Source organism: Streptomyces griseocarneus (assembly GCF_014655595.1).
Lineage (GTDB): Bacteria > Actinomycetota > Actinomycetes > Streptomycetales > Streptomycetaceae > Streptomyces > Streptomyces griseocarneus.
This window is the reverse complement of sequence record NZ_BNBL01000009.1, coordinates 284429-298789: the sequence shown is the minus strand read 5'-3', so window position 1 is coordinate 298789 and position 14361 is coordinate 284429. Positions and strand designations below refer to the sequence as shown.

General features: G+C 73.5%; 14 protein-coding genes. 10 read left to right on the top strand and 4 right to left on the bottom strand.

All coding sequences use genetic code 11. The features are described 5' to 3' along the window. Positions 1-39: 39 nt before the first annotated feature. Positions 40-1836 carry an AMP-dependent synthetase/ligase gene (locus tag IE295_RS23375; protein WP_190065683.1) on the bottom strand — a complete coding sequence of 599 codons (1797 nt, stop codon included), beginning with the start codon at positions 1834-1836 and terminating at the stop codon, positions 40-42. Between the two features lie 265 nt (positions 1837-2101). Between IE295_RS23375 and IE295_RS23370 the strand changes: the two genes are divergently transcribed. The 6 genes from IE295_RS23370 to IE295_RS23345 all read left to right on the top strand — a co-directional run bounded on the left by IE295_RS23370 (position 2102) and on the right by IE295_RS23345 (position 7087). Further along, entirely contained in the window at positions 2102-2863 is a 762-nt protein-coding gene (locus tag IE295_RS23370; protein WP_190065682.1) for a metallophosphoesterase family protein, read from the top strand. Between the two features lie 70 nt (positions 2864-2933). Continuing rightward, positions 2934-3383 (top strand): SRPBCC family protein, encoded by a 450-nt coding sequence (locus IE295_RS23365; protein WP_190065681.1) that lies wholly within the window; start codon positions 2934-2936, stop codon positions 3381-3383. A 49-nt stretch (positions 3384-3432) separates the two neighbouring features. Further along, on the top strand, positions 3433-4659 hold the full coding sequence (locus tag IE295_RS23360; RefSeq protein WP_190065680.1) for an ArsA family ATPase: 1227 nt from the start codon (positions 3433-3435) through the stop codon (positions 4657-4659). 57 nt (positions 4660-4716) lie between these two features. Then, positions 4717-5169 carry a DUF5304 family protein gene (locus IE295_RS23355; RefSeq protein WP_190065679.1) on the top strand — a complete coding sequence of 151 codons (453 nt, stop codon included), beginning with the start codon at positions 4717-4719 and terminating at the stop codon, positions 5167-5169. Positions 5170-5226: 57 nt separating this feature from the next. Further along, positions 5227-6168, top strand: a complete 942-nt coding sequence (locus tag IE295_RS23350) for an ROK family glucokinase (RefSeq protein ID WP_086571615.1) — start codon at positions 5227-5229, stop codon at positions 6166-6168. Between the two features lie 169 nt (positions 6169-6337). Then, positions 6338-7087, top strand: a complete 750-nt coding sequence (locus IE295_RS23345) for an endonuclease/exonuclease/phosphatase family protein (protein WP_190065678.1) — start codon at positions 6338-6340, stop codon at positions 7085-7087. Positions 7088-7117: 30 nt separating this feature from the next. On the opposite strand, the gene IE295_RS23340 is transcribed toward IE295_RS23345, so the two are convergent. After that, on the bottom strand, positions 7118-7693 hold the full coding sequence (locus IE295_RS23340; RefSeq protein ID WP_190065677.1) for a hypothetical protein: 576 nt from the start codon (positions 7691-7693) through the stop codon (positions 7118-7120). Next, complete coding sequence (locus IE295_RS23335; protein WP_190065676.1) at positions 7686-8459, bottom strand: alpha/beta hydrolase; 774 nt, start codon at positions 8457-8459, stop codon at positions 7686-7688. The genes IE295_RS23340 and IE295_RS23335 overlap by 8 nt, the downstream gene beginning before the upstream one ends. Before the next feature lie 138 nt (positions 8460-8597). Here IE295_RS23335 and IE295_RS23330 point away from each other — a divergent pair, with 138 nt between their 5' ends. The 4 genes from IE295_RS23330 to IE295_RS23315 are packed head-to-tail and all read left to right on the top strand — an operon-like array spanning position 8598 to position 12375. After that, positions 8598-9356, top strand: coding sequence for a lysophospholipid acyltransferase family protein (locus tag IE295_RS23330; RefSeq protein ID WP_190065734.1), 759 nt, complete (start codon positions 8598-8600; stop codon positions 9354-9356). Between the two features lie 27 nt (positions 9357-9383). Next, positions 9384-10619: a MacS family sensor histidine kinase gene (gene macS / locus IE295_RS23325; RefSeq protein WP_224322871.1), complete on the top strand. Its 1236-nt coding sequence runs from the start codon at positions 9384-9386 to the stop codon at positions 10617-10619. Next, complete coding sequence (locus tag IE295_RS23320; protein ID WP_190065675.1) at positions 10616-11290, top strand: response regulator; 675 nt, start codon at positions 10616-10618, stop codon at positions 11288-11290. Before macS ends, IE295_RS23320 begins: the two co-directional genes overlap by 4 nt. A gap of 53 nt (positions 11291-11343) precedes the next feature. Further along, positions 11344-12375, top strand: a complete 1032-nt coding sequence (locus tag IE295_RS23315) for a 6-phosphofructokinase (RefSeq protein ID WP_190065674.1) — start codon at positions 11344-11346, stop codon at positions 12373-12375. Between the two features lie 53 nt (positions 12376-12428). Here the strand turns inward: IE295_RS23315 and IE295_RS23310 are convergent, their stop codons facing one another. After that, positions 12429-14345: an anthranilate synthase family protein gene (locus IE295_RS23310; protein ID WP_190065673.1), complete on the bottom strand. Its 1917-nt coding sequence runs from the start codon at positions 14343-14345 to the stop codon at positions 12429-12431. Between the last annotated feature and the right edge of the window lie 16 nt (positions 14346-14361).

The following is a 14361-nucleotide window of genomic DNA, read 5'->3' as shown; positions in this document are numbered from 1 at the left end:
GGCGCGAGCCCCTTACGTCGTTGCCCTCATGAGCCGGCGTCAGCCGTGGTAGATCGCCTCGATCTCGCCCGCGAAGTCCTTCGCGACGACGTTCCGCTTGAGCTTGAGCGACGGCGTCACATGGCCGGAGGCCTCGGTGAACTGCGTCGGCAGGACGCGGAACTTGCGCACCGACTCGGCCTTGGAGACCGCCGCGTTGCCGTCGTCCACGGCCTTCTGCACATCCGCCAGCAGGTCCGGGTCGTCGGCCAGTTCGGCGGCGGTCAGCCCGGCCGGCTTGCCGTGCTGCTCCAGCCAGCGCGGCAGGAAGTCCTCGTCCAGGGTCACCAGCGCGCCCACGAACGGCCGGCCGTCGCCGACCACCATGCACTCGGCGATCAGCGCGTGGGCCCGGATGCGGTCCTCGATCACGGCGGGGGCGACGTTCTTGCCGCCGGCCGTGACGATGATCTCCTTCTTGCGGCCGGTGATGCTGAGGTAGCCCTCCTCGTCCAGCGTGCCCACGTCACCGGTGTGGAACCAGCCGTCCGACATCGCCTCGGCCGTCGCCGCCTCGTTGTTCCAGTAGCCCGAGAACAGGTGCTCGCCGTGCAGCAGCACCTCGCCGTCGTCGGCGATCCGCACCACCGAGCCCGGCAGGGGCTGGCCCACCGTGCCGATCTTCGGCTTGTCCCAGGGGTTGAAGGCGGTCGCCGCGCAGGACTCGGTGAGGCCGTAGCCCTCGAGGACGGTGAAGCCGATGCCCCGGTAGAAGTGGCCGAGCCGCTCGCCGAGCGGGGCGCCGCCGGAGATCGCGTGGGTGGCCTTGCCGCCCAGCACCGCGCGCAGCTTGCTGTAGACCAGCTTGTCGAAGACCTTGTGCTTGACCTTCAGCCCGAAGGAGGGGCCGGCGGGGGTGTCCAGCGCGCGGCTGTAGGCGATGGCGGCGTCCGCCGCCCGGTCGAAGATCTTGCCCTTGCCGTCGGCCTGCGCCTTGGCGCGGGCGCCGTTGTAGACCTTCTCGAAGACGCGCGGCACGCCCAGGATCAGCGAGGGCCGGAAGCTCTGCAGGTCGTCGGTGAGGTTGCGGATGTCGCTGACCATGCCCAGGCGGATCGGCGCCAGCATCGCGGCGACCTCGACCAGCCGGCCGAAGACGTGCGCGGCGGGCAGGAACAGCAGGACGGAGTGCTCGCCGGTGTTGAACAGCGGCTTGAGCCGCTCGACGGCGTTGCCGCACTCCGCGAAGAAGTTGCGGTGGCTCAGCACGCAGCCCTTGGGGCGGCCCGTGGTGCCCGAGGTGTAGACGATCGTCGCGGGGGAGTCCGCGGTGGCCAGCGCGCTGCGCTCGTCCACCGACTCGTCGGTCAGCGACTCGCCGGCGGCCCGCAGCCGCTCGATCGCGCCGCGCTCGATCTGCCAGATGTTGGCCAGCTCGGGGAGCCGGTCGCGCACGGACTCCACCGACGCCTCGTGCGCCGGGGTCTCGGTCAGGCAGGCCACGGCGCCGGAGTCGCCGAGGATCCACTGGATCTGCTCGGGCGAGCTGGTCTCGTAGATCGGGACGGTGACGCCGCCCGCGCTCCAGATGGCGAAGTCCAGCAGTGCCCACTCGTAGCGGGTGCGCGACAGCAGGCCGATCCGGTCGCCCGGCTTGATGCCGGAGGCCATCAGGCCCTTGGCGACGGCGCGGACCTCCGCCAGGAAGGCGGTCGCTGTGACGTCCTGCCACTGCCCGTCGACCTTGCGCCCTATGACCACGACATCGGGGTGCAGAGCGGCGTTCCGGCGGATGAGATCCGTCAGGTTTCCGTCGGCCGGGACCTCGTAGAGGGCCGGAAGGCTGAACTCGCGCAAGACTGCTGCTCCTCGTCGGGCGCCGGCGCCGCCGCGTCGTCGAGGGGCGCTGCGTCGGCTGCGGTCCATGATCAGGCAGGGGGTAGGACTGCCCGGACGTTACCCATCAGTACGGAATTCGAATAGAGGGGTGCGCCCAGATGTTCCATGCGTCACATGCCACGGGGCCGCTCCCGGCACCCTAGCCCCTCGGCAAGGTGACCCGGAAGTAACCGCAGGTCGCGGCCCTTCCGGCGGCCCGTGCGCAGCGCCTAGGGTGATCCGTATGCGAGTCCACGTGGTCAGCGACGTACACGGCAACGCCGAGGGTCTGGCACGGGCGGGAGACGGTGCCGACGCCCTGGTGTGCCTGGGCGACCTCGTGCTGTTCCTCGACTACGCCGACCACTCGCGCGGCATCTTCCCCGAGCTCTTCGGCGTCGAGGCCGCCGACCGCATCGTCGAGCTGCGCACCGCCCGCCGCTTCGACGAGGCCCGCGCCCTCTCCCGCGCGCTGTGGGACGGCATCGACCGCAAGGCCGCCGTCGAGGCCGCGGTCCGCAAGCAGTACGCGGAGCTCTTCGCCGCCTTCCCCACCCCCACCTACGCCACCTTCGGCAACGTCGACATCCCGACCCTGTGGCCCGAGTACGCCCGGCCGGGCACCACCGTCCTCGACGGCGAGCGGGTGGAGATCGGCGGCCTCGTCTTCGGCTTCGTCGGCGGCGGCCTGCGCTCGCCCATGCGCACCCCCTACGAGGTCGACGACGAGACCTACGCAGCCAAGCTCGCCGCCCTCGGCGAGGTCGACGTGCTGTGCTCGCACATCCCGCCCGACGTGCCCGAGCTCTGCTACGACACCGTCGCCCGCCGCTTCGAACGCGGCAGCTCGGCCCTGCTGGAGACCATCCGCGCGACCCGCCCCAAGTACGCGCTCTTCGGCCACGTCCACCAGCCGCTCGCCCGCCGGATGCGCATCGGCGCGACCGAGTGCGTCAACGTCGGCCACTTCGCCTCGAACGGAACACCCTGGGTGCTGGAGTGGTGACGCGCAGCGCGAGGTAGCCTTCACCGGCAGACAAATCGAGGCCGCGGACCGGTACGGAGGAGCCACGCAGATGGCGGAACACACCAGCTCGAGCATCACGATCGAGGCGACGCCGGCCCAGGTGATGGCGGTGATCGCCGACTTCGACCGCTACCCGGAGTGGACGGGGGAGGTCAAGCAGGCCGAGGTGCTCGAGAAGGACGAGCAGGGGCGCGCCGCCAAGGTGCGCCTGGTCCTCGACGCCGGCGCCATCAAGGACGACCACACGCTGAACTACAGCTGGCCCGGCGAGAACGTCGTCGAGTGGTCCCTGAACAAGTCGCAGATGCTGCGGCAGCTCGACGGCTCGTACAGCCTGGCCCCGGTGGCGGGCGGCAAGCACACCGAGGTGACCTACCAGCTCACCGTCGACGTGAAGATCCCGATGCTCGGAATGATCAAGCGCAAGGCAGAGAAGGTCATCATCGACCGCGCCCTGGACGGGCTCAAGAAGCGCGTCGAGGGCGGCCTCGCGTCCTGACGCGAGCGCACCACCGCAGTTCCTGACACCAGTGCCCGGAGGCTCCACCTTGCGTACGGTCCTCGTCACCGGTCCCGGCGGCGCGGGCCGCACCACCGTGGCGGCGGCCACGGCGCTGGCCGCCGCCCGCGCCGGGCGCCGCGTGCTGCTGCTCACCTGCGACCGCGGCCCCGCGCCCGACGCGGTGCTCGGCACCGCCCTGCCGGCGGAGGGCGGCGACGCGGGAACGCCGTGGGCGCCGCCCGTCCAGGCGGCGCCCGGGCTGTGGGCCGCCCGCGTGGGCACCGGCGAGCACTTCCGCGCCCTGGCCCGCGACCTGCAGGACCGCGGCACCTCGCTCTTCGACCTCCTGGGAGCCGCCCCCCTCGACCCCGAGGAGCTCACCGAACTCCCCGGCGCCGAGCAGCTGGCCGTCCTCGCCGCCCTGCGCGCGGCCCACGCCGACGCCTCCTCCTGGGACCTGCTCGTCGTCGACATGCCGCCCGCCCACGAGACGGTCCGGCTGCTCGCCCTCCCCGAACAGCTCGACCGCTACCTGCGCCGCCTGCTGCCCCCCGAGCGCCAGGCCGCCCGCGCGCTGCGGCCCATGCTCGCCCAGCTGGCCGGGGTGCCGATGCCCACCCAGAAGGTCTACGAGACCGTCGAGCGCTGGCAGCACGAGCTGGCCGCGGTGCGGCGCGTCATAGAGGCGGACGGCACCACCGTGCGCCTCGTCGCCGAGCCCGGTCCCTTCGGCAACGACGTGCTGCGCACCGCCCGCGCCGGGCTCGCCCTGCAGGGCTGCCGCATCGATTCGCTGGTGGCCAACCGCCTGCTGCCCACGGACTCCGCCGACCCGTGGCTGGCCGCCCTCGCCGACGAGCAGCGCACCGCCCACCGACAGCTGTGCGACGAGTTCCTCGCCGACGGCGTCACCGTGCGCGACCTGCCGCACCTGGGCCGTGCCCCGCGCGGCACCGGCGACCTGGCGGCGCTGGCCGCGGGCGCCGCCCCCACCGAGGCGAGCGGCCCGGCCGGCGACCCCTGGACCGTCGAGGACCGGCTGGCCGACGACGGCATGCTGATCTGGCGCCTTCCGCTGCCCGGCGCGGACCGCGACGGCCTCGGCCTGGTCCGCCGGGGCGACGAACTGGTCGTCGGGGTCGGCCCCTTCCGCCGCGTCCTGCCCCTGCCCTCCGCCCTGCGCCGCTGCGGCGTCGCCGGCGCCGGGCTGCGCGACGGGGCGCTGTGCGTCCGCTTCATACCCGACCCCGGCCTGTGGCCACGGACTCCCTGAACACCGCTGCGGCGGTCGGGTAACGTCGAAGGAAAATCCAGCCCGCAGGAGTGCGTCATGAGCGAATCCACCGAGCGTCCCGGCCCCGGCCCGGCGCCCGACTCCGACGCGTGGGAGCGGGCCTGCGCCGAGGACCTCGCCGCCGAGAACGCCCGCCGCCGCCAGGCGTCCGGGCAGGGGTACGAGCCGGGCAGCGCCGCCGAGGAGCTGCGCAAGCTCGTCGACGCCGTCACCGAGAAGGTCGCCGCCTTCCAGCTGCCGCCGGCCGCCCAGGCGGCCCAGGGCGCGGTGCAGCAGATCATCGCGCAGGCCAAGGCCGCCGTGGAGCCGGTCATCGAGCGCAACCCCGAGGTCTTCGACCACCTCGCCTCCGCCGGCACCGAACTGCTGGCCGCCTACCGCGCCGCCGTCCACCGCCAGGAGGCGCGCTGGACGCGCGACGAGCCCGCGCGCGAGCCGGGCAAGGGCGAGGGTGCGGGCGGCGGAAGCGAACGCATCGACCTCGACTGATCTCCCGCTCCGGTACGGTGGGGCGCGGCGGGGTTCGAGCGAAAAACTGAGGGACACATGGGACTCACCATCGGCGTCGACATCGGCGGCACGAAGATCGCGGCCGGCGTGGTCGACGAAGAGGGCTCGATCCTCGCGACGTGCAAGGTGCCGACCCCCGACACCCCGGAGGGTGTCATCGACGCCATCGCGGACGCGGTGCGCACGGTCAGCGAGGGCTTCGAGGTCGAGGCCGTCGGCATCGGCGCCGCCGGGTACGTGGACGACAAGCGGGCCACCGTCCTGTTCGCCCCGAACATCAACTGGCGGCACGAGGCGCTCAAGGACAAGGTCGAGCAGCGCGTCGGCCTCCCCGTGGTCGTCGAGAACGACGCCAACGCCGCCGCCTGGGGCGAGTACCGCTTCGGCGCCGGCAAGGGCCACGACGACGTCATCTGCATCACCCTCGGCACCGGCCTCGGCGGCGGCATCATCATCGGCAACAAGCTGCGCCGCGGCCGCTTCGGCGTGGCCGCCGAGTTCGGCCACATCCGGGTCGTCCCCGACGGCCTGCTCTGCGGCTGCGGCAGCCAGGGCTGCTGGGAGCAGTACGCCTCCGGCCGCGCCCTCGTGCGCTACGCCCGGCAGCGCGCCCAGGCCACCCCGGAGAACGCCGAGATCCTGCTGGGCATGGGCGACGGCACCCCCGAGGGCATCGAGGGCAAGCACATCAGCGACGCCGCCCGCCAGGGCGACCCGGTCGCCATCGACTCCTTCCGCGAGCTCGCCCGCTGGGCCGGCGCGGGCCTGGCCGACCTGGCCTCGCTCTTCGACCCCTCGGCGTTCATCGTCGGCGGCGGCGTCTCGGACGAGGGCGACCTGGTCCTCGACCCCATCCGCAAGTCCTTCCGCCGCTGGCTCGTCGGCGGCCAGTGGCGCCCGCACGCCCAGGTGCTGGCGGCCCAGCTGGGCGGCAAGGCGGGCCTGGTGGGCGCCGCGGACCTGGCACGCCAGGGGTAACCCCGCAGCCGGGGGCGCCCCTCGTCCGGCCGGCACGGCGGACAGCAACCACGACGGTGGAATCCGGCGGTGCCGAGCCGCCCGTACGCTCCCGGCCCCCGGGCCGGGGGTCCGGCACCGCCGGAGGCCGCCGTCCCGGATCTCGCCGTCACGGCGGAAAGGGGCAGGAGTGCTGCAGGACCTTCCGGCATCCGGCTACGAGCCGGACGGCACGGCCGTCGTCCGGGTGCTGAGCTACAACATCCGCTCGATGCGCGACGACGTGGCGGCGCTGGCCCGGGTCGTCCGGGCCTGCGCCCCCGACGTCGTCTGCGTCCAGGAGGCGCCGCGCTTCTTCCGCTGGCGCAAGGCCGCGGCGCGCCTGGCCCGGGCCTCGGAGCTGGTGTACGCCACCGGCGGCGGCACCGCCTCGGGGCCGATGATCCTCACCTCGCTGCGCGCCCGCGTCGAGCATGCCGAGGACGTCCTGCTGCCCCGCACGCCCGGGCTGCACCAACGGGGCCTGGCCACCGCCGTGCTGAGGTTCGGGCGGGCCCGGCTCGGCGTCGTCAGCTGTCACTTGAGCATCGACGCCGACGAGCGCCACGCACAGGGGAAGCTGCTGCTGGACCGGCTGGCGGCGCTGGACGTGCCGCACGCCGTGGTCGCCGGCGACCTCAACGACCGGCCCGGCGGCCGGACGTTCGGCCTGCTGGCGGGAGAACTGCAGGACGGCTGGGCCGTCCGGCCGTGGGGGCGCGAGCACACCACGCGCCTGGGCGACCCCCTCCAGCGCATCGACGCCGTCTTCGCGACGAAGGGCGTCGAGGTGCTCGGCTGCGGGGTGCCGATGGGCCTGGCCGGCGTCACGGAAGCGGACCTGCGGGCGGCGACGGACCACCTGCCGGTGCTGGCGGCGGTGCGGGTGCCGGCGGCCTGACGGGCCGTACGCCCCCGGCCGCCCGCCGGTTCACACGACGGCGCCGCGCCCCGGGTCGTCGTTGTCCTCGTCGTCGCCGTCCTTCATCCGCAGGACCAGCGTGGCGAAGCCTCCCAGGAAGCCGCCCACGCCCAGCGTGGTGGCCCACCAGGTCAGCTCCTGGCGCAGCAGCACCATGACGAGCAGCAGCAGCGGACCGCCGAGCACCGCGATCCACGCGAAGCGGGACGTCACGTCGCCGGTCGGCAGCGGCGGCGGCTCCGGGGGGACGAAGTGGCCCTCGTCGGGCTCCTCGCCGGCGCCGCCCGCGTCGCCCGACGCAGGCTCCGGCGTGCTCCAGTCGCGGGGGCCCACGCCCGGCGCGTAGACGATGAAGCCCCCGGGCCGGCCGGGGGCGGCCGGCTTGCCCGCCGCCGGGGTCTCCGGCTCCGCCGGGCTCTCCTCGCCGGGGCCGTCCTCGACGTCACCCGTCGCCGGCCATCGCCCCTTCTCCGGGTCCGGCTGCTCGCCGTAGGCCGCGACCAGCTCCGCCCACGCCCGGTCCTCGTCCAGCGGGTCGCGGCTGTCGTCGCGGTCGCGGTCGCGGTCCGCGTCGTGTTCAGCCACGGGTGGCCGCCCTGGGCGCGCCGACCGAGAGGCGCTCGATGAAGGCGTGCGTCTGCTCGAAGATCGCCGGGGCGTCGTGGTCCAGGGTGGCCACGTGGTAGCTGTTCTCCAGCAGCCGCTCGGTGACGTCCCGGGACGAGACCCGGGCCAGGATGCGCGCCGAGTCGGCCGGCGGCACGACGTGGTCCTCGGGGCTGTGCATCAGCAGCAGCGGCTGGGTGACCTGCGGCAGCTCGGCGTCCAGCCGTCGCAGACCGCGCCGGAAGGAGTGCGCGGCGTGCAGCGGCACCCGGTCGTAGCCGACCTCGACGCCGCCGGGCCTGGCGATGTCGCTGGCGATGCCCTTGGTCGTACGGACGAAGTGGCGCACCACCGGCAGGGCCCGGGCGGCCAGGCCGTGCACCTTGTTGGCCGGGTTGACCAGGACGATGCCGGACACGGCGGCGCCGTGCCGGGCGGCCAGCCGCAGGGTAAGTGCCCCACCCATCGACAGCCCGCACACGAAGACCCGCGAGCACGTCTCCCGCAGCCGCCACAGCTCGCGGTCGACCTCCGCGTACCAGTCCTGCCAGCCCGTGATCGCCATGTCCTGCCAGCGGGTGCCGTGACCGGGAAGCAGCGGAAGGGAGACCGTAAGGCCGCGTTCCGCGAGATAATCGGCCCAGGGCCTCACGGACTGCGGGGAACCGGTGAAGCCGTGACACACAAGGACGCCGACCTCTCCGCCCTCATGGCGGAACGGCTCGGCACCGGGCAGGAGCGGCACCGGGATCTCCGATCGATGGAACGAGACAACGGGACAAGGAGGCTCTGGCCCTCAGCCTACGCGGAGCGCCGCACGGCGGGTAGGCAGGTTAAGGTCTCCTCGTCACTCACAGGAGGTTCTCGGTTGTTCTACGGCGCTATGAAGCTGTCCATCGGAGGGTCGCTGAAGCTTGCCTTCCGCCCGTGGGTGGAGGGCTTGGAGAACGTACCGGCCGAGGGGCCCGCCATCCTGGCGAGCAACCACCTGTCCTTCTCGGATTCCTTCTTCCTCCCCGCGGTGCTCGATCGCAAGATCACCTTCATCGCGAAGCAGGAGTACTTCACCTCCCCCGGAGTCAAGGGAAAGCTGACGGCGGCCTTCTTCAAGGGCGTCGGCCAGCTCCCGGTCGACCGCTCGGGCGCCCGGGGCGCCGGCGAGGCCGCGATCAAGAGCGGCATCGAGGTGCTGGAGCGCGGTGAGCTCTTCGGCATCTACCCCGAGGGCACCCGGTCCCCCGACGGCCGCCTCTACCGCGGCAAGCCCGGCGGGCTCGCCCGGGTGGCGCTGGCCACCGGCGCACCGGTGATCCCGGTCGCGATGATCGACACGGAGAAGGTGCAGCCGCCGGGGAAGGTCCTGCCGAAGATGATCCGGCCGGGCATCCGCATCGGGAAGCCGCTGGACTTCAGCCGCTACCACGGCATGGACGGCGACCGCTTCATCCTCCGCTCGGTGACCGACGAGGTCATGTACGAGATCATGAAGCTCTCCGGCCAGGAGTACGTCGACATCTACGCCACCGCCGCCAAGCGGCAGATCGCGGACGAGGCGAAGCGGCAGGCCGAGGAGGAGAAGGCGGCGAAAGCGGCCGGACTCGACAAGGCGGGAAAGAAGGCGGAGCACAAGCCCGAGGCGTAAGGTCGCCCGGCCGGGGGGAGTCGGTTCATGACACAGCGCACCGGGCGGCGCCCGCGTCCCGTACGGATGTCGGTGGAGCTGCCGCTGTGGCGCGCCCTGACCGGCTACCGCCTCCTGACGCTCGGCTACGCGCTCGCGCTCTTCCTCCTCAACTACCGGGAGTACGCCCATCCGGCCGGAGCGGCGCTCTACATGGGCGTACTCACCCTGTGGACGCTGCTGACCTGGAACCGCGTCACCTCCGCCGAGCGCTGCACGAAGTCGTTCCTGATAGCCGACCTGAGCATCGCGATCGCCGGAATCCTTCTCACCGCCGTCCTCGACACCGGCGAGCGCATCGCATCGGGCGCGGCCACCCTCCCGTCCATCTGGGCCGGCGGCGCCGTGCTCGGGATGGCCATCAAGGGCGGCTGGCGGTGGGCGGCGGTCGGCTCCACGATCGTGGCCGTCGCCAACCTCGCCGAGCGCGGCGTCGCGGCCCGCGACACGGTCCACAACGTGGTCCTGGTGTGGGTCTCCAGCATCGCCGTCGGCTACATCGTCGAGGTCGCCCGCGCCAGTGAGCGCACGCTCGCCCGCGCCCTGCAGATCGAGGCGGCGACCCGCGAGCGGGAGCGGCTGGCCCGCGACATCCACGACGGCGTCCTGCAGGTGCTGGCCATGGTCCAGCGGCGCGGCGCGGCCCTCGGCGGCGAGGCCGCCGAGCTGGGCAGGATGGCCGGCGAGCAGGAGATCGCCCTGCGCACCCTGGTCGCCGGCGGCCTCGTGCCCCCGCAGCGCTCCGCCGAGCAGCTCGCCGAGGACGCCGAGCTGGTGCGCGCCGTGCGCCCCGCCCCGGCCCCGCCGGCCGGCCCCTGCGACGTACGCGCCCTGCTCGCCCCGCACGCCGGGGCGACCGTCACCTTCTCCGCGCCCGGCACCGCCGTGCTGCTGGAGGCGGCCGCGGCGGCGGAGCTGGCGGCCGCCGTCAGCGCGGCCCTGGACAACGTCGCCAAGCACGCCGGCCAGGAGGCCCGGGCCTGGATCCTGCTCGAGGACGAACCCGGCGAAGTGATCGTCACCGTCCGGGACGACGGCCCCGGCATCCCCGAGGGACGGCTGGCCGACGCGGAACGGGAGGGCCGCATGGGCGTCGCCCTGTCCATCCGCGGCCGCCTGCGCGATCTGGGCGGCACGGCCGAGCTGGTCTCGGTGCCGGGACAGGGCACCGAGGTCGAACTGAGGGTTCCGAAGGATCGACGGGGGAGCGAGGACACACGATGAGCACGCAGACGGAGCAGGTCAGGGTGATGGTGGTCGACGACCACCCGATGTGGCGCGACGCGGTCGCCCGCGACCTGGGGACGGCCGGATACGACGTGGTGGCCACCGCGGGCGACGGCCCGCAGGCCGTGCGCCGGGCCCGGGCCACCACCCCCGACGTGCTGGTGCTGGACCTCAACCTGCCCGGCCTGCCGGGCGCCGCCGTCTGCAAGGAACTGGTCGCCGAGCGCCCCGCGCTGCGCGTCCTGGTGCTCTCCGCCAGCGGCGAGCACGCGGACGTCCTGGAGGCGGTCAAGTCCGGCGCGACCGGCTACCTGCTCAAGTCCGCCAGCACCGAGGAGCTGCTGGACGCCGTGCGCCGCACCGCCGCCGGCGACCCCGTCTTCACCCCGGGCCTGGCCGGACTCGTCCTCGGCGAGTACCGCCGGCTCGCCGCCGACCCGGCCCCCGCCGCCCCCGACGAGCCGGGGGCGCCGCGGCTCACCGACCGCGAGACCGAGGTCCTCCGCCTCGTGGCCAAGGGACTGTCCTACAAGCAGATCGCCGAACGCCTGGTTATTTCCCACCGCACGGTGCAGAACCATGTGCAGAACACCTTGGGCAAGCTCCAGCTGCACAACCGCGTGGAGCTCGTCCGCTACGCGATAGAGCGAGGCCTCGACGACGCCTGACCGCCCCTTGCGCGGCCGGGCGCACGTACCGGCGCGAGAGAAGGGTGTCTGTCATGCGGATCGGAGTGCTCACCGGCGGCGGCGACTGCCCCGGGCTCAACGCGGTCATCCGTGCGGTCGTCCGCAAGGGCGTCCAGGACCACGACCACGACTTCATCGGCTTCAAGGACGGCTGGCGCGGGCCCCTGCAGGGCGCCGTCACCGAACTCGGCATTCCCGCCGTGCGCGGCATCCTGCCCCGCGGCGGCACGATCCTCGGCTCGTCACGGACCAATCCCCTCAAGGAGCCCGACGGCGTCCGCCGGATCAAGGAGAGCCTCGCCAAGCACGAGGTGGACGCCCTGATCGCCATCGGCGGCGAGGACACCCTGGGCGTCGCCCGCCGGCTCCACGACGACCACGGCATCCGCTGCGTCGGCGTGCCCAAGACCATCGACAACGACCTCTCCGCCACGGACTACACCTTCGGCTTCGACACCGCCGTCAACATCGCCACCGAGGCCATCGACCGCCTCCACACCACGGCCGAGTCCCACATGCGCGTCCTCGTGGTCGAGGTCATGGGCCGCCACGCGGGCTGGATCGCCCTGCACTCGGGCCTCGCCGGCGGCGCCAACGTCATCCTCGTCCCCGAGCAGCGCTTCGACGTCGACGAGGTCTGCGGCTGGGTCACCTCGCGCTTCGGCGCCAGCTACGCCCCGATCGTGGTCGTGGCCGAGGGCGCGATGCCGCAGGACGGCGACCTCGTGCTCAAGAACGCCTCCCACCGGGACTCCTTCGGGCACGTCCGGCTGTCGGGCGTGGGGGAGTGGCTGGCGGAGGAGATCGAACGACGCACGGGCAAGGAGGCCCGTACGACCGTGCTGGGACACGTGCAGCGCGGCGGGACGCCGAGCGCGTTCGACCGGTGGCTGGCGACGCGGTTCGGACTGCACGCCCTGGCCGCCGTGGACGGCGGCCACTTCGGGACGATGGTCGCGCTGCGGGGTACGGACATCGTCCGGGTTCCGCTGGCCGAGGCCACGGCCCGGCTGAAGACGGTGCCGGCGGCGTTGTACGAGGAGGCGAAGGTCTTCTTCGGCTGACCGCGCACGCCCGTTCACCCGGAACGTCATGACGTTCCGGGTGAACGGGCAGGTCAGACGAGGACGGCGGCCAGCATTTCGGCGACGATCGCCGACCCGTTCAGCGTCAGCACCGACTCCGGGTGGAACTGGACGCCGCTGAACGTGCCCCCGCGCACCGCGTGGACGTCCCCGCTCGCGGCGTCCCGGCTCACCTCGATGCCGTGCATGGCCAGCTCCGCGGCCACGGCCTCGTCGCACCGCGCCGTGAACGTGTTGTAGAACCCCACCGTCTCCTCGCGCCCGAAGAGGTCGATCCGCTCCTGTGCCCCCTGGAAGGGCACCCGCTTGCGTACGATCTCCAGCCCCAGCTCCGCCGCGATCAGCTCGTGCCCCAGGCACACGCCGAGCAGCCCGTGGCGGTGGCCCCGCAGCAGGCCGGCCGTCAGCTCGCGCAGCATCCGCATCTTGGGGTCGGCCGCGTCCGAGGGGTTGCCGGGGCCGGGGCCCAGCACCACGGGCCCCTCGTGGTGCAGCGCGGCCTCCCGCAGGCCCGGCTCGTCGTAGCGGCGCACGGTGACCTCGAGGCCCGAGGTGCGCAGGAGGTGGGCGAGCATCGCCGTGAAGGTGTCCTCGGCGTCGACGACCAGCGCGTGGCCGCTCAGCGCGGCGGTGGGCGCGGCGGTGCGCATCCGCAGCCAGAAGGGGGCCAGATCCGCCCGGCGGGCGTCCAGCGCGGCCCGTACCCGGATGTCGTCGCCCAGCCGTACGGCCGGGGCGGCCGCGGGGCGTACGGCGGCCGGCCGGACGCCGAGGGCGGCCAGGACGCCCGCCGCCTTGGCGTGGGTCTCGGCGACCTCGCCGCGGGGGTCGGAGTGGCGGACGAGCGTGGCGCCGACGGACACGCGGAGCCGGCCGCGGCGGTCGATGTCGGCGGTGCGGATGAGGATGGGGGAGTCCAGGGTCTGCGCGCCGCCCGCGTCGCGGCCGATGAGGGCGAGGGCGCCGGCGTAGTAGCCGCGGCCGTGCCTCTCGTGGCGCCCGATGACGCGGCAGGCGTTCTGGACCGGCGAGCCGGTGACGGTGGCCGCGAACATGGTCTCCTTCAGCACCTCGCGCACGTCCAGCGAGGAGCGTCCCCGCAGCTCGTACTCGGTGTGCGCGAGGTGGGCCATCTCGCGCAGCCGGGGGCCGACGACCACGCCGCCCATGTCGCCGACGGTGCACATCATCTTCAGTTCCTCGTCCACGACCATGGACAGCTCCTCGACCTCCTTGCGGTCGTGCAGGAAGCCGAGCAGGTCCTCGGCGGTGGGGCCGCCGGCCGGATAGCGGTAGGTGCCGCTGATGGGATTCATCACGACGGTGCCGCCGGTCATCCGGACGTGCACCTCGGGGCTGGCGCCCACCAGGGTGCGGTCGCCGGTGTGCACCACGTACGTCCAGTAGGCGCCGCGTTCGCCGGCGAGCAGGCGGCGGAAGAGGGCGAGCGCGTCGGCGGCGGTGAAGCCGTGGATCTCGCCCTCGAACGTGCGGCGGATGACGAAGTTGGCGCCCTCACCGGTGCCGATCTCGTCCTCGATGACGCGCTCGACGATGCGCGCGTACTCCTCGTCGCCGACGTCGAACGCGCCGCCCTCGACCCGCGCCTCGTGCGCGGGCAGGGCGGCGAGGGCCTCGGCGAGCGGCAGCTCGTGGGTCTCCTCGGGGCGCAGGACGAGCAGCGGGGTGCCGTCGTCGCGCACGTCGAAGCCGCGCTCGCGGATCTGGCGGAAGGGGACGAGGGCCAGCGCGTCGTGCACGGGCCCGCCGTGCGCCGCGGGCCCGGTGGGCAGCGGGATGTCGCCGAGCCGGCCGGCCTCGGTGACGGGGCCGAGCAGCAGCTCGACCGTGTCGCCGGGCAGGCCGGGGGTGCGGCGGTGCAGCAGGGCGAAGGGCGGGCAGCCGGGAGTGGTCAGCCGGGCGAGGAGGGCGGCGGCGCCGGTGGTCATACGGGGTGTTCCTTCC

Excerpts from the sequence above, each read along its gene's own strand:
- IE295_RS23365 (WP_190065681.1), top strand. The coding sequence starts at position 2,934 with ATGGCGGAACACACCAGCTCGAGCATCACGATCGAGGCGACGCCGGCC.
- IE295_RS23350 (WP_086571615.1), top strand. The coding sequence starts at position 5,227 with ATGGGACTCACCATCGGCGTCGACATCGGCGGCACGAAGATCGCGGCC.
- IE295_RS23330 (WP_190065734.1), top strand. The coding sequence starts at position 8,598 with ATGAAGCTGTCCATCGGAGGGTCGCTGAAGCTTGCCTTCCGCCCGTGG.
- IE295_RS23355 (WP_190065679.1), top strand. The coding sequence starts at position 4,717 with ATGAGCGAATCCACCGAGCGTCCCGGCCCCGGCCCGGCGCCCGACTCC.
- IE295_RS23315 (WP_190065674.1), top strand. The coding sequence starts at position 11,344 with ATGCGGATCGGAGTGCTCACCGGCGGCGGCGACTGCCCCGGGCTCAAC.
- IE295_RS23320 (WP_190065675.1), top strand. The coding sequence starts at position 10,616 with ATGAGCACGCAGACGGAGCAGGTCAGGGTGATGGTGGTCGACGACCAC.
- IE295_RS23310 (WP_190065673.1), bottom strand. The coding sequence starts at position 14,345 with ATGACCACCGGCGCCGCCGCCCTCCTCGCCCGGCTGACCACTCCCGGC.
- IE295_RS23370 (WP_190065682.1), top strand. The coding sequence starts at position 2,102 with ATGCGAGTCCACGTGGTCAGCGACGTACACGGCAACGCCGAGGGTCTG.
- macS (WP_224322871.1), top strand. The coding sequence starts at position 9,384 with ATGACACAGCGCACCGGGCGGCGCCCGCGTCCCGTACGGATGTCGGTG.